General features: G+C 69.8%; 20 protein-coding genes and 1 tRNA gene. 5 read left to right on the top strand and 16 right to left on the bottom strand.

The window, feature by feature from the left end; translation table 11 throughout:
* From VKN16_19220 to tig, 7 genes are all read right to left on the bottom strand, one after another.
* On the bottom strand, window positions 1–433 hold a 433-nt coding region (locus VKN16_19220; protein ID HME96341.1), incomplete at its 3' end, for a twin-arginine translocase subunit TatC.
* Entirely contained in the window at window positions 433–1,221 is a 789-nt protein-coding gene (thiD, locus tag VKN16_19225) for a bifunctional hydroxymethylpyrimidine kinase/phosphomethylpyrimidine kinase (GenBank protein ID HME96342.1), read from the bottom strand. The genes VKN16_19220 and thiD, both read right to left, overlap by 1 nt.
* Window positions 1,222–1,280: 59 nt before the next feature.
* Window positions 1,281–2,015 carry an outer membrane beta-barrel protein gene (locus VKN16_19230; protein ID HME96343.1) on the bottom strand — a complete coding sequence of 245 codons (735 nt, stop codon included), beginning with the start codon at window positions 2,013–2,015 and terminating at the stop codon, window positions 1,281–1,283.
* A gap of 29 nt (window positions 2,016–2,044) precedes the next feature.
* Complete coding sequence (gene rsmI, locus VKN16_19235; protein HME96344.1) at window positions 2,045–2,713, bottom strand: 16S rRNA (cytidine(1402)-2'-O)-methyltransferase; 669 nt, start codon at window positions 2,711–2,713, stop codon at window positions 2,045–2,047.
* A 91-nt stretch (window positions 2,714–2,804) separates the two neighbouring features.
* Window positions 2,805–4,052, bottom strand: a complete 1,248-nt coding sequence (gene clpX / locus VKN16_19240) for an ATP-dependent Clp protease ATP-binding subunit ClpX (protein ID HME96345.1) — start codon at window positions 4,050–4,052, stop codon at window positions 2,805–2,807.
* A 12-nt stretch (window positions 4,053–4,064) separates the two neighbouring features.
* Window positions 4,065–4,688 (bottom strand): ATP-dependent Clp endopeptidase proteolytic subunit ClpP, encoded by a 624-nt coding sequence (gene clpP / locus VKN16_19245; protein HME96346.1) that lies wholly within the window; start codon window positions 4,686–4,688, stop codon window positions 4,065–4,067.
* A 32-nt stretch (window positions 4,689–4,720) separates the two neighbouring features.
* Window positions 4,721–5,995, bottom strand: a complete 1,275-nt coding sequence (gene tig / locus VKN16_19250) for a trigger factor (protein HME96347.1) — start codon at window positions 5,993–5,995, stop codon at window positions 4,721–4,723.
* Between the two features lie 239 nt (window positions 5,996–6,234).
* Between tig and VKN16_19255 the strand changes: the two genes are divergently transcribed.
* Genes VKN16_19255 through VKN16_19265 form a run of 3 tightly spaced genes read left to right on the top strand, consistent with a single transcriptional unit; the run spans window position 6,235 to window position 9,521 of the window.
* Window positions 6,235–7,143, top strand: coding sequence for a sugar ABC transporter permease (locus tag VKN16_19255; GenBank protein ID HME96348.1), 909 nt, complete (start codon window positions 6,235–6,237; stop codon window positions 7,141–7,143).
* A complete protein-coding gene (locus tag VKN16_19260) occupies window positions 7,140–8,024 on the top strand; it encodes a carbohydrate ABC transporter permease (GenBank protein HME96349.1) in 885 nt (294 codons plus the stop codon). Before VKN16_19255 ends, VKN16_19260 begins: the two co-directional genes overlap by 4 nt.
* 27 nt (window positions 8,025–8,051) lie before the next feature.
* Complete coding sequence (locus VKN16_19265) at window positions 8,052–9,521, top strand: extracellular solute-binding protein (protein HME96350.1); 1,470 nt, start codon at window positions 8,052–8,054, stop codon at window positions 9,519–9,521.
* A gap of 71 nt (window positions 9,522–9,592) precedes the next feature.
* Here VKN16_19265 and VKN16_19270 read toward each other — a convergent pair.
* The 6 genes from VKN16_19270 to VKN16_19295 form a co-directional block, all read right to left on the bottom strand.
* A tRNA-Leu gene (locus VKN16_19270) sits at window positions 9,593–9,677 on the bottom strand.
* Between the two features lie 104 nt (window positions 9,678–9,781).
* Complete coding sequence (gene pgi / locus VKN16_19275; GenBank protein HME96351.1) at window positions 9,782–11,407, bottom strand: glucose-6-phosphate isomerase; 1,626 nt, start codon at window positions 11,405–11,407, stop codon at window positions 9,782–9,784.
* Window positions 11,404–12,579 carry an acetate/propionate family kinase gene (locus VKN16_19280; GenBank protein HME96352.1) on the bottom strand — a complete coding sequence of 392 codons (1,176 nt, stop codon included), beginning with the start codon at window positions 12,577–12,579 and terminating at the stop codon, window positions 11,404–11,406. The genes pgi and VKN16_19280 overlap by 4 nt, the downstream gene beginning before the upstream one ends.
* Window positions 12,576–14,948 (bottom strand): phosphoketolase family protein, encoded by a 2,373-nt coding sequence (locus VKN16_19285; protein HME96353.1) that lies wholly within the window; start codon window positions 14,946–14,948, stop codon window positions 12,576–12,578. Before VKN16_19285 ends, VKN16_19280 begins: the two co-directional genes overlap by 4 nt.
* Before the next feature lie 61 nt (window positions 14,949–15,009).
* The gene (gene gnd / locus VKN16_19290) at window positions 15,010–16,044 is read right to left on the bottom strand and encodes a decarboxylating 6-phosphogluconate dehydrogenase (GenBank protein HME96354.1); all 1,035 of its coding nucleotides are present in this window, start codon (window positions 16,042–16,044) and stop codon (window positions 15,010–15,012) included.
* A complete protein-coding gene (locus tag VKN16_19295; protein ID HME96355.1) occupies window positions 16,029–17,369 on the bottom strand; it encodes a hypothetical protein in 1,341 nt (446 codons plus the stop codon). The genes gnd and VKN16_19295 overlap by 16 nt, the downstream gene beginning before the upstream one ends.
* 49 nt (window positions 17,370–17,418) lie before the next feature.
* On the opposite strand from VKN16_19295, the gene ispG reads away from it, so the two are divergent.
* Together ispG and VKN16_19305 are read left to right on the top strand one after the other, a co-directional pair.
* The gene (gene ispG / locus VKN16_19300; GenBank protein HME96356.1) at window positions 17,419–18,630 is read left to right on the top strand and encodes a flavodoxin-dependent (E)-4-hydroxy-3-methylbut-2-enyl-diphosphate synthase; all 1,212 of its coding nucleotides are present in this window, start codon (window positions 17,419–17,421) and stop codon (window positions 18,628–18,630) included.
* A 26-nt stretch (window positions 18,631–18,656) separates the two neighbouring features.
* Window positions 18,657–19,136: an NUDIX domain-containing protein gene (locus VKN16_19305; GenBank protein HME96357.1), complete on the top strand. Its 480-nt coding sequence runs from the start codon at window positions 18,657–18,659 to the stop codon at window positions 19,134–19,136.
* On the opposite strand, the gene VKN16_19310 is transcribed toward VKN16_19305, so the two are convergent.
* Genes VKN16_19310 through VKN16_19320 form a run of 3 tightly spaced genes read right to left on the bottom strand, consistent with a single transcriptional unit; the run spans window position 19,133 to window position 21,701 of the window.
* Window positions 19,133–19,591: a GatB/YqeY domain-containing protein gene (locus VKN16_19310; GenBank protein HME96358.1), complete on the bottom strand. Its 459-nt coding sequence runs from the start codon at window positions 19,589–19,591 to the stop codon at window positions 19,133–19,135. The genes VKN16_19305 and VKN16_19310 overlap by 4 nt on opposite strands.
* Window positions 19,592–19,600: 9 nt before the next feature.
* On the bottom strand, window positions 19,601–20,269 hold the full coding sequence (locus VKN16_19315; GenBank protein HME96359.1) for an HAD-IA family hydrolase: 669 nt from the start codon (window positions 20,267–20,269) through the stop codon (window positions 19,601–19,603).
* 22 nt (window positions 20,270–20,291) lie between these two features.
* Window positions 20,292–21,701 (bottom strand): amidase, encoded by a 1,410-nt coding sequence (locus tag VKN16_19320; protein HME96360.1) that lies wholly within the window; start codon window positions 21,699–21,701, stop codon window positions 20,292–20,294.
* Between the last annotated feature and the right edge of the window lies 1 nt (window position 21,702).

Below are 21,702 nucleotides of genomic sequence, written 5' to 3' on the forward strand. Positions count from 1 at the left end.
CCAGGAAGTTCACCGCGAACGGGACGATCACGAACATCGCGAAGGCCCCGCCGGCCAGGAAGAGGAGCGAGCCCACGATGACGAAGGGCGCCGCGTACTTCCGCTCGTGCTTGTGCAGGCCGGGGGCCACGAACGCCCACACGTTCCACAGGATGATCGGCATCGCGATGAAGACGCCCATGATCATCGCGACCTTCATGTAGGTCCAGAACGCCTCGGTCGGGGTGGTGAAGACCAGCTCGGCCTTGAGATGGCTCGAGAGGAACCGCATCACGTTGTTGGTGAAGTAGAGCGCGATGCCGAGACCGACCGCGGCGGGGACGAGGCTCCAGATGATCCGGGTGCGCAGCTCCGTCAGGTGCTCGAAGAACGACATCTTGCCCGCCTCGTCGGGCGTCGGCACGTCGGAGGCGATCGGCTCGGAGTCGCTCATCACCAGTCGGGGATGAAGTGCCGGAGCTGGCCCACCCCGCGGCCGCCCTTGAAGCCCTCGCGGATGGCGCGGGTCACGTAGGCCTTCGCGGAGCGGATGGAGTCGCCCAGGGCCTGGCCGCGGGCCAGCCCGGCGGTGATCGCGGCCGAGAAGGTACACCCGGTGCCGTGAGTGTTCGTGGAGTCGACCCGGGCCGCGGTGAAGCGGGTGAACTCGCGCCCGTTCCACAAGAGGTCGGTGGCGTCGCCCTTGAGATGCCCGCCCTTGATCAGCACGTACCGCGGCCCCATCCCGTGGATGCGCCGCGCCGCCTCCTCCATCTCCTCCGGCTCGGCCACCCGCATGCCGGCCAGCACCTCCGCCTCCGGCAGGTTCGGCGTGACCAGCAGGGCCAGCGGGAGGATGTGGTCGGCGAGGGCCGCGCGGGCGTCGGGCTGCAGCAGGGGGTCGCCCGACTTGGCCACCATCACCGGATCGATCACCAGCTTCTCGATCGGGCGCTCGCCCAGCACCGCCGCGACCGCGTCGATGATCGGGGCGGTCGAGAGCATCCCGCACTTGGCCGCGTCGGTCCCGAAGTCCTCCAGGACCGAGCGCAGCTGCCGCGCCACGAAGGCCGGCGGCAGGTTCTCCACTCCCTGGACTCCGACCGAGTTCTGCGCGGTCACCGCGGTGATGACCGACATGCCGAACACCCGGAACGCCGAGAACGTCTTGAGATCCGCCTGGATACCCGCCCCCCCGCCGGAATCGGAGCCGGCGATGGTGAGCGCCTTGGGAATCAACATGGCCCCCTAGTATACGGGAAGACGCGGGGTCCGGCCGGGAAGAACCTCCCGCGGGGGTGCTACCAGCGAACGGACAGGCCGACGAGAGCGGAGTGGGTGTCGAGGTCGGTGCCGAGCCTCACCCGGCTCAGATTCGCGTCGCGCAACTCGACGTCCGGCGAGACATGGGTGAAGCGGTATTCCCCGAACAGCATCAGGTTCTTGAAGATCTGCACCGCGACGCCCCCGCCCGCCTTGAGCCCGAACGAGAAGTCGGTGTCACCGTCCTGGTTCTTGAAGGACTGCGTGTTACGCGGGGTGATGCTCGTGATGAAGAGCGGGGGGCCGACCGTCAGGTAGGGCTGCACCCGTCCCTGGGGCGCCTCGGCCGACTTGAGCAGCGGCAGGCGCAGCATCAGGTCGACCGAGATCGAGTTGACGGTGATGTCGAACGAGCCGGGCCCGCCCTTGCCCGAGTTGCCGCACCCGTCCGGGAAGATGCACCCGCTGAAGCGGGCCGACTGAGGGCCGAGGTACGGCGTGAAGTGGAAGTAGTCGACGCCCACGCCCAGGAACGGCAGCGCGTCGAAGAACCGGCCGAAGCGGCCGCCCCAGGCCAGGGCGTTGTCGAACTCCACGTCCTCGAAGCGGCCGGGCCCGATGGCCTTGTCGTTGAGCCGGAGATCGGCGCTCTGGGTCATGGCGACGCCCGCGAACAGGTCGGCGAACCACTCGGCGCCGGCCGGCCGCCCGGCCGCCCCGATGGCCGAGACGGTGATGAGCGCGACGAGCACGGCGACCCGCAGGCGCGGCATGGGCCGATGCTACCACCGCCCGGCAGCGGCTACGCGGGAATGATCAGGGTGAACTCGCCGCGGACCGGCCCCGCCTCGAAGCGCGCCTTCAAGGTGGCGGCGGGCCCGCGGACGATCTCCTCGAACTGCTTGGTCAGCTCCCGGGCCACCACGATCTCTCGCTCGCCGAATACCTGCGCGATCGCGTCGAGCGCGGCCAGGATGCGGTGGGGCGACTCGTAGCACACCACCGTCATCTCCAGATCCCGCAACCCTTCCAGCCGATGCACCCGCCGGCCCGGCTTCACGGGCAGGAACCCGTCGAACACGAAGCGGTCGGCGGGCACCCCGGCCGCCGAGAGCGCGGTCACCACCGCGGAGGGCCCGGGCACCGGCACCACCGGGACGCCGGCCTCGCGGGCCTGCTTCACCAGCAGGAAGCCCGGATCCGAGATGCCGGGCGTGCCTGCGTCGGTCACGAGCGCGACCGACTGCCCGTGCTCGAGCGTCTCGATCAGGCGGGCGCCCTTGCGCAGCTTGTTGTGCTCGAAGTAGCTGGTGACCGGGACGTGGATGCCGAAGCGGGAGAGGAGGATCCGGGTGCGCCGGGTATCCTCGCACGCGATGACCGCGACCTCCTTCAGGACGCGGAGCGCGCGCAGCGTGACGTCTTCGAGATTGCCGAGCGGGGTGGCGACGACGTAGAGGGTGCCGGGCATCGATCGGATGGCCCCCTCACCCTGCCCTCTCCCTCACCCTGCCCTCTCCCCGATGGGGAGAGGGTCGGGGTGAGGGGGAGAGGGCGACGAGCTAGGCGGATTGCTCTTTCTGCTCGGAGATCAGGATGGGGCGGTCCTTGTTGAGGATGACTTCCCGGGTGATGATGCACTCCTTGAGGCCGGGCAACGAGGGCAGCTCGTACATCACCTCGAGCATGACCTCCTCCAGCACCGCGCGCAGGCCCCGGGCGCCGGTGCCGCGCTTCATGGCCTCGCGGGCGACCGCGGCCACCGCGTCGTCGGTGAACTTCAGCCGCACCTTCTCCAGCTCGAAGTACTTCTGGTACTGCTTGATGATCGCGTTCTTCGGCTCGCGCAGGATGCGCACCAGCGCCGCCTCGTCCAGATCGTGCAGGGTCGCGACCACCGGCAGCCGGCCCACGAACTCGGGGATGAGCCCGTACTTGAGCAGGTCCTCGGGCTGGATGAGCGCGAGCAGGTCGCCGACGCGGCGCTCCTCCCGGCTCTTGATCTCGGCTCCGAAGCCGATCCCGGTCTTGCCCACCCGCCCCTCCACCAGCTTCTCGATCCCCACGAATGCGCCGCCGCAGATGAACAGCACGTTGGTGGTGTCGACCTGGATGAACTCCTGGTGCGGGTGCTTGCGGCCGCCCTGCGGCGGCACGTTGGCCACCGTGCCCTCGAGAATCTTCAACAGGGCCTGCTGCACGCCCTCGCCCGAGACGTCCCGAGTGATGGAGGGGTTTTCCGACTTGCGCGCGATCTTGTCGATCTCGTCGATGTAGACGATCCCGCGCTGGGCGCGCTCGACATCATAGTCGGCCGCTTGCAGGAGACGCAGAATAATATTCTCGACGTCCTCGCCGACGTAGCCGGCCTCGGTCAGAGTCGTCGCGTCCGCGATGGTGAACGGCACGTGCAGCATCTTGGCGAGGGTCTGGGCCAGGAGGGTCTTGCCGGAGCCGGTGGGGCCGATCAGGAGGATGTTGGCCTTCTGCAGCTCCACGTCACCCGCCTCGGAGCCGGCCTCGATGCGCTTGTAGTGGTTGTGGACCGCGACCGCGAGGATCTTCTTGGCCCGCTCTTGCCCGACCACGTACTGATCGAGCACGTTCTTGATCTCGGCCGGCTTGGGAAGGCTCCGGAGCTCCCGACTCTTCTCCTCTTCCCACTCCTCCGCGATGATGTCGTTGCAGAGCTCGATGCACTCGTCGCAGATGTAGACGGTGGGGCCCGCGATGAGCTTGCGGACGTCGTTCTGACTCTTGCCGCAGAACGAGCACTTCAGCGCGCCGCCGCCTTCGCGGGTGCGGGCCATCGGCGGAGTCCTCTACTTCGGCGTGACGACCACTTCGGCCACGGGCCGGGTGGTCGGCTTGGAGGAGATGACCTCGTCCACGATCCGGTACTCCTTGGCCTGCTCCGCGGTCATGAAGAAATCGCGGTCGGTGTCGCGCTGGATCTTGTCCATCGCCTGCCCGGTGTGGTGCACCAGGATGCGGTTCAGCTCCTCGCGCATCCGGAGAATCTCCTTGGCCTGGATGTCGATGTCGGTGGCCTGGCCCTGCACGCCGCCGAGCGGCTGGTGGATCATGATGCGCGCGTGCGGCAGCGCGAAGCGCTTGCCCTTGGTGCCCGCGCACAGCAGCAGCGCGCCCATCGAGGCGGCCTGGCCCATGCAGATCGTCGAGATGGCCGGCTTCACGTACTGCATGGTGTCGTAGATGGCCATGCCCGCGGTGACCGAGCCCCCCGGCGAGTTGATATAGAGGTGGATGTCCTTGTCCGGGTCCTCGGCCTCCAGGAACAGCATCTGCGCGATGACCAGATTGGCGATCTCGTCCTCGATGTAGGTGGGGAGGAAGATGATGCGCTCCTTGAGGAGCCGCGAGAAAATATCGAACGCGCGCTCGCCGCGCGGGGTCTGCTCCACCACCATCGGGACCAATCCCATCGGGCGCCTCCTGGCCATGCTCGTAGTGTACCTCAGGCGGGGTTTGCCTGATTCTTTTCGATGAGGAAATCGACGGTTTTCCGTTCGTCAAGCGTGTGGCGAATCCCTTGCAGGTCCCCGCTCTGCTCGAGCATGCGTCGCACCGCCGGCGCCGGGCGCTGGCTGGCCTGGGCCAGGCGGTCCACCTCGGCGTCCACGTCGGCGTCGCCGGCCTGGAGCGCTTCCTTCTCCGCGATGGCCTCGAGCAGGAGCGCGCGCTTGACCGCCTTCTCCGCGCCCGGCCGCAGGTCCTCGAGCAGCTTCTTGTAGTCCCACGGCACCCGATCCGGATCCACGCCCTGGCGGCGCATGTGCTCGCGGGCGTGCTCGATCTGGTGGCCGACCTGGCGCAGCACCAGCGCCTCCGGCACCTCGAAGGCGTGGTTGGCGAGCACCGCGTCGAGCACCGCGGCCTCGAGCGCGTGGCGGTTTTCCGCATCACGTCGAGCCTGCAACCCCTTGCGTACCTCTTCCTTCAGCGCGTCCAGGGTCTCGAAGGAGCCGCCCACGCTCTTGGCGAAGTCGTCGTCCAGCGCGGGGAGGACCTTCTCCTTCACTTCCTTGACGGTCACGGTGGCGTCGGCCGCCTTGCCGCGCAACGTCTCGTTCCGGTGGTCGTCGCCGAAGCGCACCCGGGTCTGGCGCGAGCCGCCCGCGGTCAATCCGATCACCGCCTCTTCCATCTCGGGCAGCACGCTGCCGCTGCCGATCACGAAGCCGTAGTCGCTCTCCGCGCGCGGCTCCATGCCCTCGGGAGTGAGGGTGTAGTCGATGATCGCGAGGTCGCCCGGATCCGCCGCGCGCTCCACCGCCCGGTACTCGGCGTGCTGCTCCTGCAGCGCGCTCAGGGCCTCGTCGACCTCGCTCTCCGCGAACGGCTTGGGCGCGTGCTCGACCGCGAGCCCGGTATAGGCACCGAGGGTGATCGCCGGCTTGACCTCGACCACCGCGGCGAACTTCAGCGTCGTGTTCTCCTCGAGGGTGACCTCCTGCAGATCGGGCTCCTCCACCGGCTCGATGCGCGTCTCGGCCAGGGCCTGGCGGTACACGTCCGGGATGAGCCGGCGCGCCACTTCCTGCCGCACGTCGTCCGCGAAGTGGAGCTTGATCATGCTGCGCGGGACCTTCCCCTTGCGGAAGCCGGGCAGCCGCGCCTCGCGCTGCACCCGGTCGAACGCCTGCTCCCACGCTCGGGTCACGACCTCCGGCGCTTCCTCCACCTGCAGCCGTCGCTTGCAGGCGCCCAGCTCTTCGATGTCGACTTTCATGGTCGCTCCGCGAGAGTCATCCTAGTGCCAGGGGGGTTGATCCTGCTCCGGCGCCGGAGCCCCATCCTACACTATCGGCAAGCAGCGTCAAGAATACGAGCACTTACCCGCGGCCGCCGAGGCTACTCCCGGGCCGATTCGCGCCTTGACAAGTGCCGCTCGGGCTCCGCACAATCCCGCCACGACGCGTACGGCCCGCGGCGAGCGCAGCCTCCGGCGACCAGCGAAAGGACGGCCCCATGCAGGTGTCCGGGATGACGGTCAAGCGCAAGCACTGGGAGCCGCTGGCCTTCGCTTCCCCATCGCTCGTCCTCATCGGGCTGGTCATCGTCTTCCCGCTCGCCTACGCCTTCTACCTGTCGCTGCAGAACTTCGATCTCTCGATCGGGCCCGACTACGAGTACGTCGGCCTCCAGAACTACACCGAGGCCCTCTTCCGCGACAGTCGGTTCTGGGCCTCGGTGTGGAACACCGCGGTCATCATCGCGCCGGCGCTGGTCGCGGAGCTGCTGCTGGGGCTCGGGCTGGCCCTCCTCCTCAATCGCAAGATCCGCGGCCGTCCCATCATCACCGCGCTGCTCGCGATTCCGCCCATGGTCTCCCCGGTCATGGCGGCCATGGCGTGGCGGATGATGTTCGGGGTCAAGTACGGGGCCATCAACAACATGGGCCTGCAGCTCGGCCTCATCGACGTCTACTTCGACTGGTTCTCGACCCCGTTCCGGTCGATCCTGGCGGTGGTACTGGTCGACGTCTGGCACAACACCCCGTTCATGATGCTGGTGCTGCTGGCGGGCCTGCAGTCCATTCCCCAGGATCTCTACGAGGCCGCGCGGGCCGACGGGGCCAGCGCCTGGAAGAGCTTCTGGTTCATCACCCTGCCGCTGCTGAAGTTCACCGCCGCGGTCGCGGTGATGATCCGCATGATCGACCTGACCAAGCTCTTCGGCCTGATCTTCGTGCTCACCTTCGGCGGCCCGGGCGGCGCGACCGAGACGCTCGCGTTCAACACCTATCTGGTGGGCTTCAACGACTTCCGGATGAGCTACGCCTCCGCCCTGTCGTACCTCATCATCCTCATCGTCCTCGCCCTCACCCTGGTCTTCCTGCGCCTCTCCCGCCCGCGCGACGCGAGGGCCGCGGCATGAGCGTGGCGGTCCGGGAAACCGCCCTCGTTGGCGCGCGTCGGACCACCTGGTACCGCGCCCAGCGCTGGCTCGCGAGCGGGCTGACCTATCTCGGCCTCGCCGCGGCGCTGGTCTTCTTCCTCGGCCCCTTCTTCTGGATCCTCACCACCTCCCTGAAGGGCAACGAGGACTACTTCACCTTCCCGCCGGTGTGGATTCCCGAGCACCCGTCGCTCGCCCACTACGGGCGGCTGTTCAGCAAGGCGAGCGGCCTGCGGTACTTCGGCAACAGCCTGCTCGTGTCCACCCTCAGCATGTTCGCGGCGCTCGCGGTGAGCCTGCCCACCGCCTACAGCATCGCCCGCTGGCGCTTCGGCGGTGGCTTCCTGAGCGGCGTGCTGCTCGTGCTCCGCATGCTGCCGGCCATCGCCCTGATCATCCCGGTCTACATCATGTACAAGACGATCGGGCTCACCAACAGCTACCTCGGCCTGATCATCATCTACACCGTGGTCTATGTGCCCTTCGCGGTGTGGCTCCTGGTGGGCTTCCTGCGCGACTTCCCGGCCGAGATCGAGGAAGCCGCGCTCATCGACGGCTGCTCGCGCCTCAAGGCCCTGATCCGGGTGGTCGTCCCCATCATCGCGCCCGGGATGGCGGTGGTGGCGCTGTTCGCCTTCATCGCCACCTGGAACGAGTTCCTGTTCGCGGTGGTGCTGACCGGCATCGAGACCAAGACCATGATGGTCCTGGTCACCTCGTACACCAGCGGCGGTACCGACATGTTCTACGGCGAGGCCTCGGCCTCGGTCGTGCTCGGCGTTCTGCCCGCATTCGTCGTGGCCTTCCTGCTGCAGCGCTACCTGGTCAAGGGCCTGGCGCTGGGAGGCACCAAGGGGTAGGAGATCGGCCTTGAAAGGAGACCTTCCATGAAACGCTTCTGGGCAGTGGCGGTAGGGGCGGCGGTACTGTTCGGGCTCGCGGTCATGACCCACGGCCCGCTCGCCCCGCGGGGCGCGAGCGCCGCCCGTCCCTACGAAGGCACGACCGTCCGCGCGGTGGTCAACGCGGAGTACGTCAAGTACTCGCTCTCCCTGGTCGAGCAGGACCTCTACGACAAGCTCGGCATCAAGCTCGAGACCGAGGTGATCCCGATCGACGCGTTCGTGGCCAAGACCCTGCTCGAGTTCAACTCGGGCAAGAGCCCCTGGGACCTCATCATGTTCGGCGGATCCAACATGCCGGACTACGGCCGACACTTCGAGCCGCTCGAGAACTGGATCAGCAAGCTCCGGCTCGACTTCGCGATGGAGGACATCCCGGAGGTCTACAAGAAGCTCTTCCTCAAGCACAACGGCAAGATCGTGGCGATGCCCTATGACGGCGACGTCCACATGCTGTTCTGGAACAAGGTCGCCTTCGAGCGCCCGGAGAACAAGAAGAAGTTCAAGGCCAAGTACGGCTACGAGCTGGCCCCGCCGCAGACCTGGAAGCAGTGGGACGACCAGTCGGAGTTCTTCCAGGGTTGGGGCTGGGACGGCAGCGACAAGAAGCTCTTCGGGGCTGGCGCCTCCTACAAGCCGAGCGGCGGCGGCTACTCCTACTACTGGTGGCGGCAGCGCTTCTTCGCGTACGGCGGCCAGTACTTCGACGCCGAGATGAAGCCACTCGTCAACACGCCGGCGGGGATCCGGGCGCTCGAGGAGATGGTCCGGACCATGCCGAACTATCCCCCCGGCGTCATGCTCTTCGAGTCGGAAGAGCCCAAGACGATGCTCGTCAAGGGCGACGTGCCCATGCTCTACTCGTGGACCAGCACCGGCAAGCGGGTCGGTAACGCGGCGGAGTCGGTGATCGTCGGCAAGGCCGGCTTCGGCATCGTCCCCGGCGCCGAGATCGACGGCAAGATCGTGCACCGGCCCGCCCTCACGCCCGGCCGCGGCATGGCCGTCTCGATCTACTCGCAGAAGAAGGAAGCGACCATGAAGGTCCTCGAGTTCATCTCGAATCCGGAGCAGAGCCTCAAGATCGTGATGGATCCCAAGACGATCATGGATCCCTGGCGGATCTCGCACTTCCGCTCCCAGAAGTTCCAGCAGGCCTTCCCGGGCGCCAGCGAATACCTGGCCGCCATCGAGAAGACCTTCCCGCACGTGGTGCCGGACCCGATCATCCCGGGCGCCAACGACTACCAGCGCAAGCTGTCCTTCGAGATCACCGAGGCCCTGGCCAAGCGCAAGCAGCCCAAGGAGGCCCTCGACGCCGCCGCCGCGGAGTGGGACAAGATCACCGACCGGCGCGGGCGCGACAAGCAGAAGGCCCAGTGGGGCGAGAAGATGGGCGAGATGAAGCAGCTCGGCATCGAGTATCACGCCGACTGGGCGGCGAAGGCCAAGTAGCCCGCCGGCCGCTCCCGCTGTGCCCGACGCCGCCGGGCTACCCCCGGCGGCGTCGCGGCGTCAGCCATCGATGGTGCGAGAGGGGGGAGTTGAACCCCCACGGGTTGCCCCTCTGGATCCTAAGTCCAGCGCGTCTGCCAGTTCCGCCACTCTCGCACAGCGGTCCGACCGATGCCGGCGTCGACGCCCACCATAGCACACGGCCGCGACCCGGCCGGACCGAGCCAGCTACCGCCGGCCCGCGCCGCGGCGACGAGGCCTCAGACCGCGCGGTCGCGGAGCCGTCGGTAGCGGCGGATCAGCGCGTTGGTCGAGCTGTCGTGGCCCAGACGCGGCGCGTCCGGACGCTCCAGCTCGGGCGCCACGCGGCCGGCCAAAACCTTGCCCAGCTCCACGCCCCACTGGTCGAACGAGTCGATTCGCCAGATGCTGCCCTGCACGAAGACCTTGTGCTCGTAGAGGGCGATCAGGCGTCCCAGCGTGGCCGGCGTCAGCTCGGCGGCCAGGAGGGTGCTGCTCGGCCGGTTGCCCTCGAACGTGCGGTGCGGCACCTGGAACGCGGGCACGCCCTCGGCGGCCACCTCGGCCGCGGTCTTGCCGAAGGCCAGCGCCTCGGTCTGGGCGAACAGGTTCGCGGTGAGCAGGTCCTGATGGTGCCCGAGGGGCGTCGGCGGGCGGGCGATGCCGATGAAATCGCATGGGATGAGGCGCGTGCCCTGGTGGATCAGCTGGTAGTAGGCGTGCTGACCGTTGGTGCCCGCGGTGCCCCAGATCACCGGGCCGGTCTCGACGGTCACGCGATGGCCGTCGAGGTCCACCGACTTCCCGTTCGACTCCATGTCGAGCTGCTGGAGATAGGAGGGCAGCCGAGCCAGATAGTGGCTGTAGGGCAGCACCGCGTGCGTCTCGGCTCCGAAGAAGTTCACGTACCAGATGCCGATGAGCCCGAGCAGGACCGGCAGGTTCCGGTCGAAGGGCGCGGTGCGGAAGTGCTCGTCCATCTCGTGCATGCCCGCGAGCATGGCCCGGAAGTGCTCGGCCCCGATCGCGATCATGAGCGAGAGCCCGATGGCCGAATCCACCGAGTAGCGGCCGCCCACCCAGTCCCAGAACTCGAACATGTTCGCGGTGTCGATGCCGAACTTCTCCACCTCGGTCGCGTTGGTGGACACGGCCACGAAATGTCGCGCCACCGCCCGCTCGTCGCCGAGCGCGCGCAGGGACCACTCCCGGGCCGCGTGCGCGTTGGTGAGCGTCTCCAGGGTGGTGAAGGTCTTGGAGGAGATGATGAAGAGGGTCTCGGCCGGGTCGAGATCGCGGGTGGCCTCGACGAAGTCGGCGCCGTCGACGTTGGAGACGAAGCGCAGGGTCAGCCGCCGATCGCTGTAGGGGCGGAGCGCCTCGTAGGCCATCGCCGGGCCCAGGTCGGAGCCGCCGATCCCGATGTTGATGACGTTGCGGATGGCCTTGCCGGTGAAGCCGGTCCAGGCCCCGCTCCGCACCCGCGAGGAGAAGTCGGCCATGCGGTCCAGCACCGCGTGCACCGCCGGGACCACGTCCTCGCCGTCCACCGTGATGCGCTGGCCCCGGGGCGCGCGCAGCGCCACGTGGAGCACCGCGCGCCGCTCGGTGACGTTGATCCTGTCCCCGGCGAACATGGCGTCGATGCGCCGCCTCAGGCCGGCTTCCGTCGCCAGGTCGAGCAGCAGGCGCAGCGTCTCGTCGGTGACGCGGTGCTTCGAGTAGTCGAGATAGAGGCCGGCCGCCTCGACGGTCAGCCGCTCGCCGCGCGACGGGTCCTCCGCGAACAGCGATCGCAGGTGGATGTCACGGACCTTCTCATAGTGCCTCTGCAGCGCCGACCACGCGGGGCCGGGAACGCTCATCGTGTCGCCTCCAGTCTCGTCGGAAACAGGACCGCGCGGCAGTGCCGGGCGATCATCAGCTCCTCGTTGGTATCGATTACTCGGACGGCACAGCGGCTCTCCGGAGGGCTCACCGGGTCGCCGTGCGCCGCGTTTCGCGCGGGATCGAGCCTGACCCCGAGATGGCCGAGCCCCTCGCAGATGGCCGCGCGCACCGGCGCCGCCCGCTCCCCGATGCCGCCGGTGAAGACCAGCGTGTCGAGGCCGCCGAGCCCGGCCGCGAGCGCACCGATCGTCTGGCGGGCCTGGTAGCAGAACATGGCCACCGCCAACGCGGCCTGTGGATCGCGGTCGCGGCGCTCGAGCAAGGTCTTCATGTCCGCGCTGCCGCCGACACCCAGCAGGCCCGACTCCCGGTTGACGAGCCGATCGAGCCGGTCGGCATCGTAGCCGGCTTCCCGCATCAGGTAGGTGAGCACGCCGGGATCGAGGTCGCCGGTGCGGGTGCCCATCATGAAGCCGCCCGCCGGAGTGAGCCCCATGGTCGTGTCCACCGAGCGGCCGTCGCGCACCGCGGCCATGCTCGCGCCGTTGCCGAGATGCGCGATCACCGTCCGGCCCGCGGCCGCGTCGAGCCGCGACACGATGTATTCGTAGGAGAGCCCGTGGAATCCGAACCGCCTCAACGCGACCGGCGGGAGCGACGACGGCAGCGGCAGGCGGCGGGCCACGTCGGGCAGGTCGCGGTGGAACGCGGTGTCGAAGCAGACCACCTGCGGCACCGTGGGATACTTCGCGGCGACCGCCTCGACGCCGGCCAGTCCGCTCGGCATGTGCAGCGGGGCCAGCGGGACCAGACGACGCAGCGCGGCCAGCAGCGCCGGCGTCACCCGCTCCGGCGCCGCGTGCTCCTCGCCGCCGTGGACCAGCCGGTGGCCGACCGCCACCGGCTCGGGCAGGGCATGCCGCGCGAGCAGATCGAACACGCCGGCCACCGCCGCCCCGTGATCGGCGAAGCGGCCGGAGACCTGCTCGGGCGCGCCGCCGGTTCGCTTGATCCAGGCGCGCGCGCCCTCGCGGCCGATCTCCTCGACCGCGCCCTCGGCCAGACCGCGGTCGCCGTCCCGATAGACCGAGAACTTCAGCGACGAGGAGCCCGCGTTGAGGCAGAGCACCACCGGGGCGTCGGTCACTCCGGATCGCTCCACCGCCAGTCCCGCACCTCGGGCATGTCTTCCAGATGCTCGCGGATGTAGTCGGGATGGCGCCTCAGCATCGCCCGGCAGTGCGTGGCGAGCGCCGCGAAGCGCTCGTCCCCGCCGGGCATGCGGCGGAGCGCCTCGAGGCAGAGATGGTACCGGCTCATTCCGTTGCGCACCACCATGTCGAACGGCGTGGTGGTGGTCCCCTCCTCGTTGAAGCCGCGCACGTGGAAGCGCTCGACGTCGGGCCGGCCGTGAATCAGCTCGTGGATCGCGCGCTGGTAGCCGTGGAACGCGAAGATCACCGGCGCGCGCTCGGTGAACAGCTCCACGAAGGCGGAGTCGGGCAACCCGTGCGGATGCAGCCGCGGGACGAACAGGGTCATCAGGTCCACCACGTTGACCATGCGCACGCGGAGGCCGGACGCGTGATGACGCAGGAGCCAGACCGCGGCCACCGTCTCGAGCGTGGGGATGTCGCCCGCCGAGGCCATCACCACGTCGGGCGCGCCGTCGCTCTCGCGGGAAGCCCACGGCCACACCGAGGCGCCGCGCGCGCAGTGCGCCCGGGCCGCCGCCATGTCGAGCCACTGCAGCTGCGGCTGCTTGTCGATCACGATCAGGTTCACGCAGTTGCGACTGCGGAAGCAATGGTCCGACACCGAGAGCAGGCAGTTGGCGTCGGGGGGCAGGTAGATGCGCGACACCGTGCCCTTCTTGGACAGCACCACGTCGATGAGGCCGGGCCCCTGGTGGCTGAAGCCGTTGTGATCCTGGCGCCACGCGGTCGAGCTGAGCAGGATGTTCAGCGAGGCCACCGGCCGGCGCCACGCGAGCTTGTCCGCCTCCTGGAGCCACTTGGTGTGCTGCACGGTCATCGAGGCCGAGACCATCGCGAAGGCTTCGTAGCTGGCGAAGAGCCCGTGACGCCCGGTGAGCAGATAGCCTTCGAGCCAGCCCTGGCAGCAGTGCTCGCTCAGCACCTCCATCACGCGGCCGTCCGGCGCGACGTGATCGTCCTCGGGTCCCGAGGGCAGGACCAGACAGCGGTTCTCGGCCTCGAAGACGTCGCCCAGGCGATTGGAGTTGGTCTCGTCGGGGCAGAACAGGCGGAAGTTCGCGGCGCCCGCGTTGCGCCGGAAGATGTCGCGCATGAGCCGGCCGAGCTGGCGGGTCGATTCGTGACGCTCGCGCGCCGGCTGCGGCACCGGCACCGCGTAGTCGGCGAAGTCGGGAAGGTCGAGGTCACGGAGCAGGCGGCCGCCGTTGGCGTGGGGATTCGCGCCGAGCCGCCGGTCGCCCGTCGGCGCCAGCGCGGCCAGCTCCGGCCGGAACCGGCCCGCGTCGTCGAACAGCTCCTCGGGCCGATAGCTGCGCATCCAGGCTTCCAGCATCGCCAGGTGGGCGGGCTTCTCGCGCACCTCCGGCAGCGGGACCTGATGGGCGCGGAAGGTGCCCTCGACGCGCTGCCCGTCGACGACCTTGGGGCCGGTCCAGCCTTTCGGGGTGCGCAGCACGATCGCGGGCCAGTGCGGCCGGGCCGACCGGAGCGCGGGCGCTCCGGGTCGGCGCGCGTCGGCCTGGATGGCCCGGATGCGGGCGTAGCACTCGTCGAGCACCGCCGCGAAGCGTGCGTGCACGTGCTCGGGGTCGTCGCCCTCGACGGTGTACGGCTCGTAGCCGTGGCTGCGGAGCAGCCCGACCACGTCGGCGGCCGGGCTGCGGCCGTCGAGGGTCGGCCCGCTGATCTTGTAGCCGTTGAGATGCAGGATCGGCAGCACCGCGCCGTCGCGCGCCGGATTCAGGAAGTCGATGCCGGTCCAGCTGCCGGCCAGCGGCCCGGTCTCCGCCTCGCCGTCGCCCACCACCGCGGCCACGATCAGCCCCGGGTTGTCGAAGGCGGCGCCGAAGGCGTGCACCAGGACGTAGCCCAGCTCGCCGCCCTCGTGGATCGAGCCCGGGGTGGGCACGCTCACGTGGCTCGGGATGCCGCCCGGCGAGGAGAACTGCCGGCAGAGCCGGCGCAGCCCGGCGAGGTCCCGCGACACGTCCGGGTAGATCTCCGAGTAGGTCCCCTCGAGGTAGACGTTGGCCACGATGGCCGGCCCGCCGTGTCCGGGTCCGGCCAGATAGATGACGTCGGCGTCGGTATCCTTCACCAGGCGGTTCAGATGCGCGTAGATGAGGCTGAGCCCGGGCGACGTCCCCCAGTGACCCAGCAGGCGAGGCTTGATGTGCGCGGGCCTGAGGGGCTCGCGCAGCAGTGGGTTCTCCTGCAGGTAGATCTGCCCGACGGTCAGATAGTTGGCGGCTCGCCAGTAGGCATCGAGACTCCGGATCTGCTCGATCGACATCGCCATGCGCTCATCTCCCAGGACCGGTCCCGGCGGCCTCGCCGGTCCGACCGATCGCCATTGCCGCTCACGCCTTCTTCCGGTCCTCCTGGGCCGGCTTCTCGTGATGGCCGCCGAACTCGAATCGCATCGCAGAGAGCACGCGGCTCGCGAATTCCGCCTCTCCGCGCGAGCTGAACCGCTCGTACAGCGCGGTGCTCAGCACCGGCGCCGGCACGCTCTCGTCGATGGCCGCCTGGACCGTCCACCGGCCCTCGCCGGAATCGGACACGCGGCCGGAGAACCCGCCGAGGTCGGGGCTCTTGGTGAGCGCGCTCGCGGTGAGGTCGAGCAGCCACGAGGCGACCACGCTGCCGCGCCGCCACACCTCGGCCACGTCCCGGATGTCGAAGTCGTAGCGGTAGTGCTCCGGGTTCCGCAGGGGCGACGTCTCGGCATCCACCGTGTGATCCTTCGCGCCGACGTTGGCGTGGCGCAGGATGTTGAGCCCCTCGGCGTAGGCCGCCATCAGCCCGTACTCGATCCCGTTGTGCACCATCTTGACGAAGTGGCCGGCTCCGGCCGGCCCGCAGTGCAGATACCCCTGCTCGGCGGTGCCGCCGAGCTTCTCCCGTCCCGGCGTGCGCGGCGCGATGCCGAGCCCCGGGGCGAGCGCGGCCAAGATCGGGTCGAGGCGCTTCACCGTCTCGGCCTCGCCTCCGATCATGAGACAGAACCCGCGCTCGAGGCCCCACACCCCGCCGCTCGTCCCCACGTCCACGTAGTGCACCCCGCGAGGCTTGAGCTCGCCGGCGCGGCGGATGTCGTCGTGATAGTGTGAGTTGCCGCCGTCGATGACCACGTCGTCGGCTTCGAGCAGCGGGAGCAAGGCGCGCAGCGTCTCATCCACCACCGCGGCGGGCACCATGAGCCAGATCGCCCGCGGTCGCGCCAGCGCCTTCACGAAGGCGGCGAGCGAGGCCGTCCCGGTCGCGCCCTCGCGGGCGAGGGCCTGCACCGCCTCGGCGTGCACGTCGTAGACCACGCAGTCGTGGCCCGCCTTCCGCACGCGACGCACCATGTTGGCGCCCATGCGTCCCAGTCCGATCATCCCGAGCTGCATGCCTGACTCCTTTCCGATGCCGCCGCCGCGATGACCGCCGCGCCGGTGCCGGTCGAATCCTTCACGAAGGCGATCTCGATCCGCTCCGCGGCCTCCCGGCCGACCAGCTCGACGAACGTATCGCGCACGAGCGACTCGAAGCCCGGGTAGCCGCCCCAGAGACTGCCGTCCACCGCGATGGTACGCCCTTCCGCGAGCGCGGGATCGATGAAGCGCAGGGTGCCCAGCAGCGCGGCCCCCACCAGGCGCGCCGCGCGCCGGACGATCGCGGCCGACAGATCGCGCACCGCCGCTCGTTCCTCTTGCGTGCTGGTGGCGCGCAGCTCACGCAGGACCGCGTCGACGCCGTCCAGGCCGGGCGTGTGATCGGCGGCGATGCGCGAGAGCTGCACGCTGTCCACCGCGAACGGCGTGGCGAACGCGGAGCCCGCGAGCCCGCGAAAGGCCCGGCCCCCCGCGGCGCTGTCGACGAGCGCCCGGCGCAGCAGCTCGCCGAGATAGCGGCCCGAGGCCATCTTCTCCAGCCGCTGCGCTCCCGGTTCCGGATCGGTCAGCTCGTGATCGAGCGCCGCGTCGTATCGGGTCTCGATCGCGACGACCCCGTCGAAGTTGCCCGACTCGAGATTCCGGATGCCCGCCGGCCCCAGATCCGCGGCCTGATTCGTCCCGGTCCCGAGGATCAGGCCGACGTCGGCGGGTCGGGCCTCGGGATCGGCCCCGCGCGCCTGGTAGGTCTGCAGCAGCAGGGTGGCCACCGTGTCGTTGGCCACCGCGGCCACCGTCACGCGCGCGAGCCCGCGGCGGCGCAGCGCCGCGCTCAGCAGGGCGGCCACGTCCTGGCCCTCGAGATCCATCACCCGCCAGCCCTTGGTCAGGGCGAGCGCGATGGCCCGGTCGATCGCCTCGAGCCGGGCCGGAAACGAATAGACGAAGCCCAGCGGATACTCGGCCGCCGGGTGCGCGTCCACCACGCGGCCGATGGCCGCCGCGACGACGTCGAACACCGCCGCGGCCGTCCCGCGCTTCTGCGCATCGGTGAACGTGAAGACGTCCTCGTTGAGAACCCGGGCCGCGCCGTCGCCGGACAGCGCGACGACGGCGGCGCGCCCCTTGGTGCCGCCCCAGTCCACCACGACGACGCGCCCCGACTCCCGTCCGGTGGGCTGTCGCGTAAATGTGCGCAGCATCTTGAGAGACCCGCCGCGGCCGGCCAGGCCCCGGCTCATCTGGTCCGTGAACTCGCGGGCGAGGCCCTGAAGCGCGGCCGGCGTCGCCTCGAAGGCGGCCAGCGCGCGCGACACGAGGCCGTCGTGCGAGGGGGACATGGGCGTCATCATACTCCCGGGGTGGGGGTGCTATGATGACCCTCGCGATATGAGCACACCGGAGCGACGCAAGACGGTCGCGGTCAACGTGGGCGGGGTGTCCGTGGGCGGCCGCCGTCCGATCGTGGTGCAGTCCATGACCAACACCGACACCGCCGACGTGGCGGCGACGGTGGCCCAGGTCAACGCGCTGCACGCGGCGGGCAGCGAGCTGGTGCGGGTGACCGTCAACACCGACGCGGCGGCGCGAGCGGTCCCGGAGATCGTCAGGCAGGTCACGGTCCCGGTGATCGGCGACTTCCACTACAACGGCCACGTGCTGCTGACCAAGTATCCGGAGTGCGCGCGAGCCCTGGCCAAGTACCGCATCAATCCCGGCAACGTGGGAGCGGCGAGGCATCACGACGACAACTTCCGCGCGATCGTGCAGGTCGCCATCGACAACGGCAAACCGGTCCGCATCGGCGTCAACTGGGGCAGCCTCGACCAGAACCTGCTCACCCAGATGATGGACGCCAACGCGAAGAGCGCCGAGCCGCTCGACGCGCGGGACGTCACCATGAACGCGATGGTGGAGAGTGCGATCCAGTCCGCGGAGCTGGCCGAGCAGACCGGCCTCCCGCACGATCGCATCATCCTGTCCGCCAAGGTCTCGGGGGTGCAGGACCTGGTGGACGTCTACCGCAAGCTCGCCCCGCGCTCGGACCATCCGCTGCACCTGGGGCTCACCGAGGCCGGCATGGGGGCCAAGGGCATCGTGGCGAGCACCGCGGGCCTCGCGATCCTGCTGCAGGAGGGCATCGGCGACACCATCCGGGTCTCGCTCACGCCCAAGCCGAACGGCGACCGGACCGAGGAGGTGCAGGTCGCGCAGCTGATTCTCCAGTCGCTCGGGCTCCGCAGCTTCCTGCCCCTGGTGACCGCGTGCCCCGGCTGCGGGCGCACCACCTCGACCTTCTTCCAGGAGATGGCCGAGGAGATCCAGACCTACCTGCGCGACCAGATGCCGCGGTGGAAGACGCGCTACGCCGGCGTGGAGGAGCTGAAGGTCGCGGTGATGGGCTGCGTGGTCAACGGGCCGGGCGAATCCAAGCACGCCGACATCGGCATCTCCCTGCCCGGCACGTTCGAGGAGCCCAAGGCACCGGTATTCGTGGACGGCGCGCTCAAGCTGACGCTGAAGGGCGACACCATCGTCGCCGACTTCCTGAAGATCCTCGACGACTACGTCGAGCGGCGCTACGCGGACCGCCGCCAGTAGCGCGGGCCGTCGACGGTAGTCGCCCCGTGCCGATCTCGGAATATCTCAAGAATCTTCGCGCCAGGATCGGCCACGACGTCCTGCTCACCCCCGGGGTGGCCGCGGTGATCGTCAACGACCGCGGCGAGGTGCTGCTGCAGCGGCGCAGCGACGACGGGCGATGGGGCCTGCCCGGAGGGGCCATGGAGCCGGGCGAGGAGCCCGCGGAGACGCTGGTGCGCGAAGTCCGGGAGGAGACCGCCCTCGAGGTGGTCCCGGAGCGGATCGTGGGCGTCTACAGCGGGCCCGACTTCCGGGTGCGCTACGGCAACGGCGACGAGGCGATGATCCTGAGCATCACGTTCGCGTGCCGCCCGGGCGCGGGCGAGCCGCGGGTCAACGACGACGAGTCGCTGGAGATCCGCTACTTCGCGCCCGACGCGCTCCCCCCGATGGAGTCGCGCCATGTGATGCGCATCGCCGATGCGCTCGAGAACGATCCCCGCGCCCGCTTCCGCCGACCCTAACCTTTCAGCAGCTCGTCGGCGATGCGCTTGACGTCGCCGGCCTCCACCTGGCCCTTGTGGGTCTTCATGATGTCGCCGACCAGCCGCCCCGCCTGCCTGGGATCGCCCACGCCGAGGGCCGCGATGCGCTCCCGCACGAGCGCCCGGACCGCCTCGTCGTCCATCGTCTTCGGCAGATGGCCCTCGCAGAACGCGATCTCGAAGCGCAGGTCGGCGGCCTGGGCCGCCCCCCGCTCGCCCGCCTTCTCGAACTCGGCCAGCGCCTTCTGCAGCTGCTTGCGATAGGCCCCGATGACGTCCAGCACGAGGGCGTCGTCCACCTCGCCCGACGCCCCCTTGGCGGTGCGGCGCTCCTGGATCCTGGTCTTGAGCATCCGCACCACGTTGGCGGTCTTCGTGTCCCTGGCCCGGATGGCCCGGGTGAGCGTCTCGTTGAGCGTCTGCTCGAGTGCCATCGATCTCCTCTAGGCCAGCCAGTCGGCCAGCTCGGTGAGCGTGGACAGCTCGCGATCCGGCCGCGGCTCTCCGCGCGCCAGCCGCTTGCGGTTGATCCACGCCGTCGGCACCCCGTGATGTCGCGCCGGCGTCACGTCGTGGAAGTGGCTCTGCGCCGCGTGGAGCCAGCGCGCGCCGCCCAGGCGCTGCCGCGCGGTCACGAAGTGCCCGGGGGCCGGCTTGTACGAGCCGACCTGCTGCGCGGTCACGATCGGATCGAACGGCACCGTGAAATGTCGGCGGGTGCCCTCGAGCAGATCGTCGTCGACGTTCGAGAGGATCCCGAGCCGATAGCCGGCCTTGAACAGCCGCTCGAGCGCGGCGTTCGTGTCGGGGAACGGGATCCAGAACGGCAGGCTCTCGGGCAGGAAGCCGGCCTTCGACTCGGGCAGCGCCCAGCCGAGCCGGGTCGCCACCCGCCGCGCGGTCTCGACCAGCACCTCGCGGTATCGCCGGTATCGCTCGGCCTCCACCTCCGCCTCGACCTCCTCGTAGACCTCGAGCGCGCGGCGGGCAGAGACCGCGTCGCCGGTCTCCGCGATCGCGCGCTCGAAGGCTCCCCGGATGCCCGCGTCCCAATCGATCAGGGTGCCGTAGCAGTCGAAGGTGATGACGTCGTACGGACGCGACGCGCTCATCGGGTCCCGCGCCGGCCGCCGGTCAGCCGAGCGCCGGCCGCTGCTGCGCCCACGGCCGCGCCCCCTCGAAGGCGGCCGAGGCCTGCAGCACGCGCAGGTCGGCCAGTCGCGGCCCGACGATCTGCAGGCCCACCGGCATGCCGGTGGACGTGAACCCGGCGGGCACGGTGGCGGCGGGCTGGCCGGTGAAGTTGAACGGGTAGCTGAAGCCCGCCCACGGGAACCAGTCCCACGCATGCTGCGGGTAGTGCGCCGGATTGAGCCGGCCGACCTCGAAGGCGGCCACCGACACCGTCGGGGTCAGCAGCAGGTCGTAGGTGTCGAAGAGCGCGCGGACCGCGTCGCAGTAGCCGTGCTTGCGCCCGCGCATCACGACGTACTCCTCGGCGCTGTAGCGACGGCCGTCCTCGAGCGCCGCCACGAGCCCGGGGTCCATGCGCGAGCGGAACCGATCGAGGAACGAGGCGTAGTTGCCCGCGTAGTGCGCGTTCCACATGAGGTGGATCATCTCGCGGGTGTCGGGCAGGCTGACCTTGGCGTCCTCCACCACGCAGCCCAGCTCCTGGAAGGCCAGCGCGGCGCGCCTGGCCACGTCTCCGATCTCGGGGTCCACGCGCAGGCACCCGAGGTCGAGGCTAACGCCCACCCGCAGGCCGCGCACACCGTCTCCGAGCCGGCCCGCGTAGTCGGCCGGCGGCGCGTCGAGGGACTGGCGATCCCAGTCGTCCGGCCCCGCCATCACGCCCAGCATGAGCGCGGCGTCGGCCACCGTGCGGGTCATGGGCCCCACGTGGGAGACCGAGTCGGTGTTGGAGACCGGCCACATGGGCACGCGGCCGAACGTGGGCTTGAGCCCGTAGATGCCGCAGAACGCCGCGGGCACGCGGATGGAGCCCGCGCCGTCCGAGCCCTGATGGAGCGGGCCCAACCCGGCCGCCGCCGCGGCGCCCGCGCCCGCGCTCGATCCGCCCGAGGTCATCCCGAGATTCCACGGATTGCGCGTGATGCCGGTGAGCGGGCTGTCGCCGAGCGCCTTCCAGCCGAACTCGGGGGTGGTGGTCTTGCCCACGAGGATCGCGCCCGCCTCCCGCAGCCGCCGCACGAAGGGGGCATCCACCTCGCCCACCCGCTGCGCGAACACGTGCGAGCCGAACTTCGCGGGCACGCCCTGCACCAGCGCCAGATCCTTGATCGACACCGGGATCCCGTGGAGCGGACCGAGGCGGCCGCCGGCCATCACCGCGTCCTCGGCCGCGCGGGCCGACGCCAGCGCGGCGTCCGCGGTCACCGTGCAGAACGCGTTGATCGTGGGGTTGACCTGCTCGATGCGCTCCAGCACCGCGCGGGTCAGCTCCACCGGCGAGAGCGCCTTCGAGCGGATGCGCGGGATCAACTCGGTCGCGGGCGTGTAGGCGAGATCGGTCGCGTTCATG

It is taken from the genome of Candidatus Methylomirabilota bacterium (genome assembly GCA_035315345.1).
Classification (GTDB): domain Bacteria; phylum Methylomirabilota; class Methylomirabilia; order Rokubacteriales; family CSP1-6; genus CAMLFJ01.

Excerpts from the sequence above, each read along its gene's own strand:
- VKN16_19255 (HME96348.1), top strand. The coding sequence starts at position 6,235 with ATGCAGGTGTCCGGGATGACGGTCAAGCGCAAGCACTGGGAGCCGCTG.
- tig (HME96347.1), bottom strand. The coding sequence starts at position 5,995 with ATGAAAGTCGACATCGAAGAGCTGGGCGCCTGCAAGCGACGGCTGCAG.
- gnd (HME96354.1), bottom strand. The coding sequence starts at position 16,044 with ATGCAGCTCGGGATGATCGGACTGGGACGCATGGGCGCCAACATGGTG.
- VKN16_19315 (HME96359.1), bottom strand. The coding sequence starts at position 20,269 with ATGAGCGCGTCGCGTCCGTACGACGTCATCACCTTCGACTGCTACGGC.
- pgi (HME96351.1), bottom strand. The coding sequence starts at position 11,407 with ATGAGCGTTCCCGGCCCCGCGTGGTCGGCGCTGCAGAGGCACTATGAG.
- VKN16_19295 (HME96355.1), bottom strand. The coding sequence starts at position 17,369 with ATGTCCCCCTCGCACGACGGCCTCGTGTCGCGCGCGCTGGCCGCCTTC.
- VKN16_19285 (HME96353.1), bottom strand. The coding sequence starts at position 14,948 with ATGGCGATGTCGATCGAGCAGATCCGGAGTCTCGATGCCTACTGGCGA.
- ispG (HME96356.1), top strand. The coding sequence starts at position 17,419 with ATGAGCACACCGGAGCGACGCAAGACGGTCGCGGTCAACGTGGGCGGG.
- VKN16_19230 (HME96343.1), bottom strand. The coding sequence starts at position 2,015 with ATGCCGCGCCTGCGGGTCGCCGTGCTCGTCGCGCTCATCACCGTCTCG.
- VKN16_19310 (HME96358.1), bottom strand. The coding sequence starts at position 19,591 with ATGGCACTCGAGCAGACGCTCAACGAGACGCTCACCCGGGCCATCCGG.
- rsmI (HME96344.1), bottom strand. The coding sequence starts at position 2,713 with ATGCCCGGCACCCTCTACGTCGTCGCCACCCCGCTCGGCAATCTCGAA.
- clpX (HME96345.1), bottom strand. The coding sequence starts at position 4,052 with ATGGCCCGCACCCGCGAAGGCGGCGGCGCGCTGAAGTGCTCGTTCTGC.
- thiD (HME96342.1), bottom strand. The coding sequence starts at position 1,221 with ATGTTGATTCCCAAGGCGCTCACCATCGCCGGCTCCGATTCCGGCGGG.
- VKN16_19320 (HME96360.1), bottom strand. The coding sequence starts at position 21,701 with ATGAACGCGACCGATCTCGCCTACACGCCCGCGACCGAGTTGATCCCG.
- clpP (HME96346.1), bottom strand. The coding sequence starts at position 4,688 with ATGGGATTGGTCCCGATGGTGGTGGAGCAGACCCCGCGCGGCGAGCGC.
- VKN16_19260 (HME96349.1), top strand. The coding sequence starts at position 7,140 with ATGAGCGTGGCGGTCCGGGAAACCGCCCTCGTTGGCGCGCGTCGGACC.
- VKN16_19265 (HME96350.1), top strand. The coding sequence starts at position 8,052 with ATGAAACGCTTCTGGGCAGTGGCGGTAGGGGCGGCGGTACTGTTCGGG.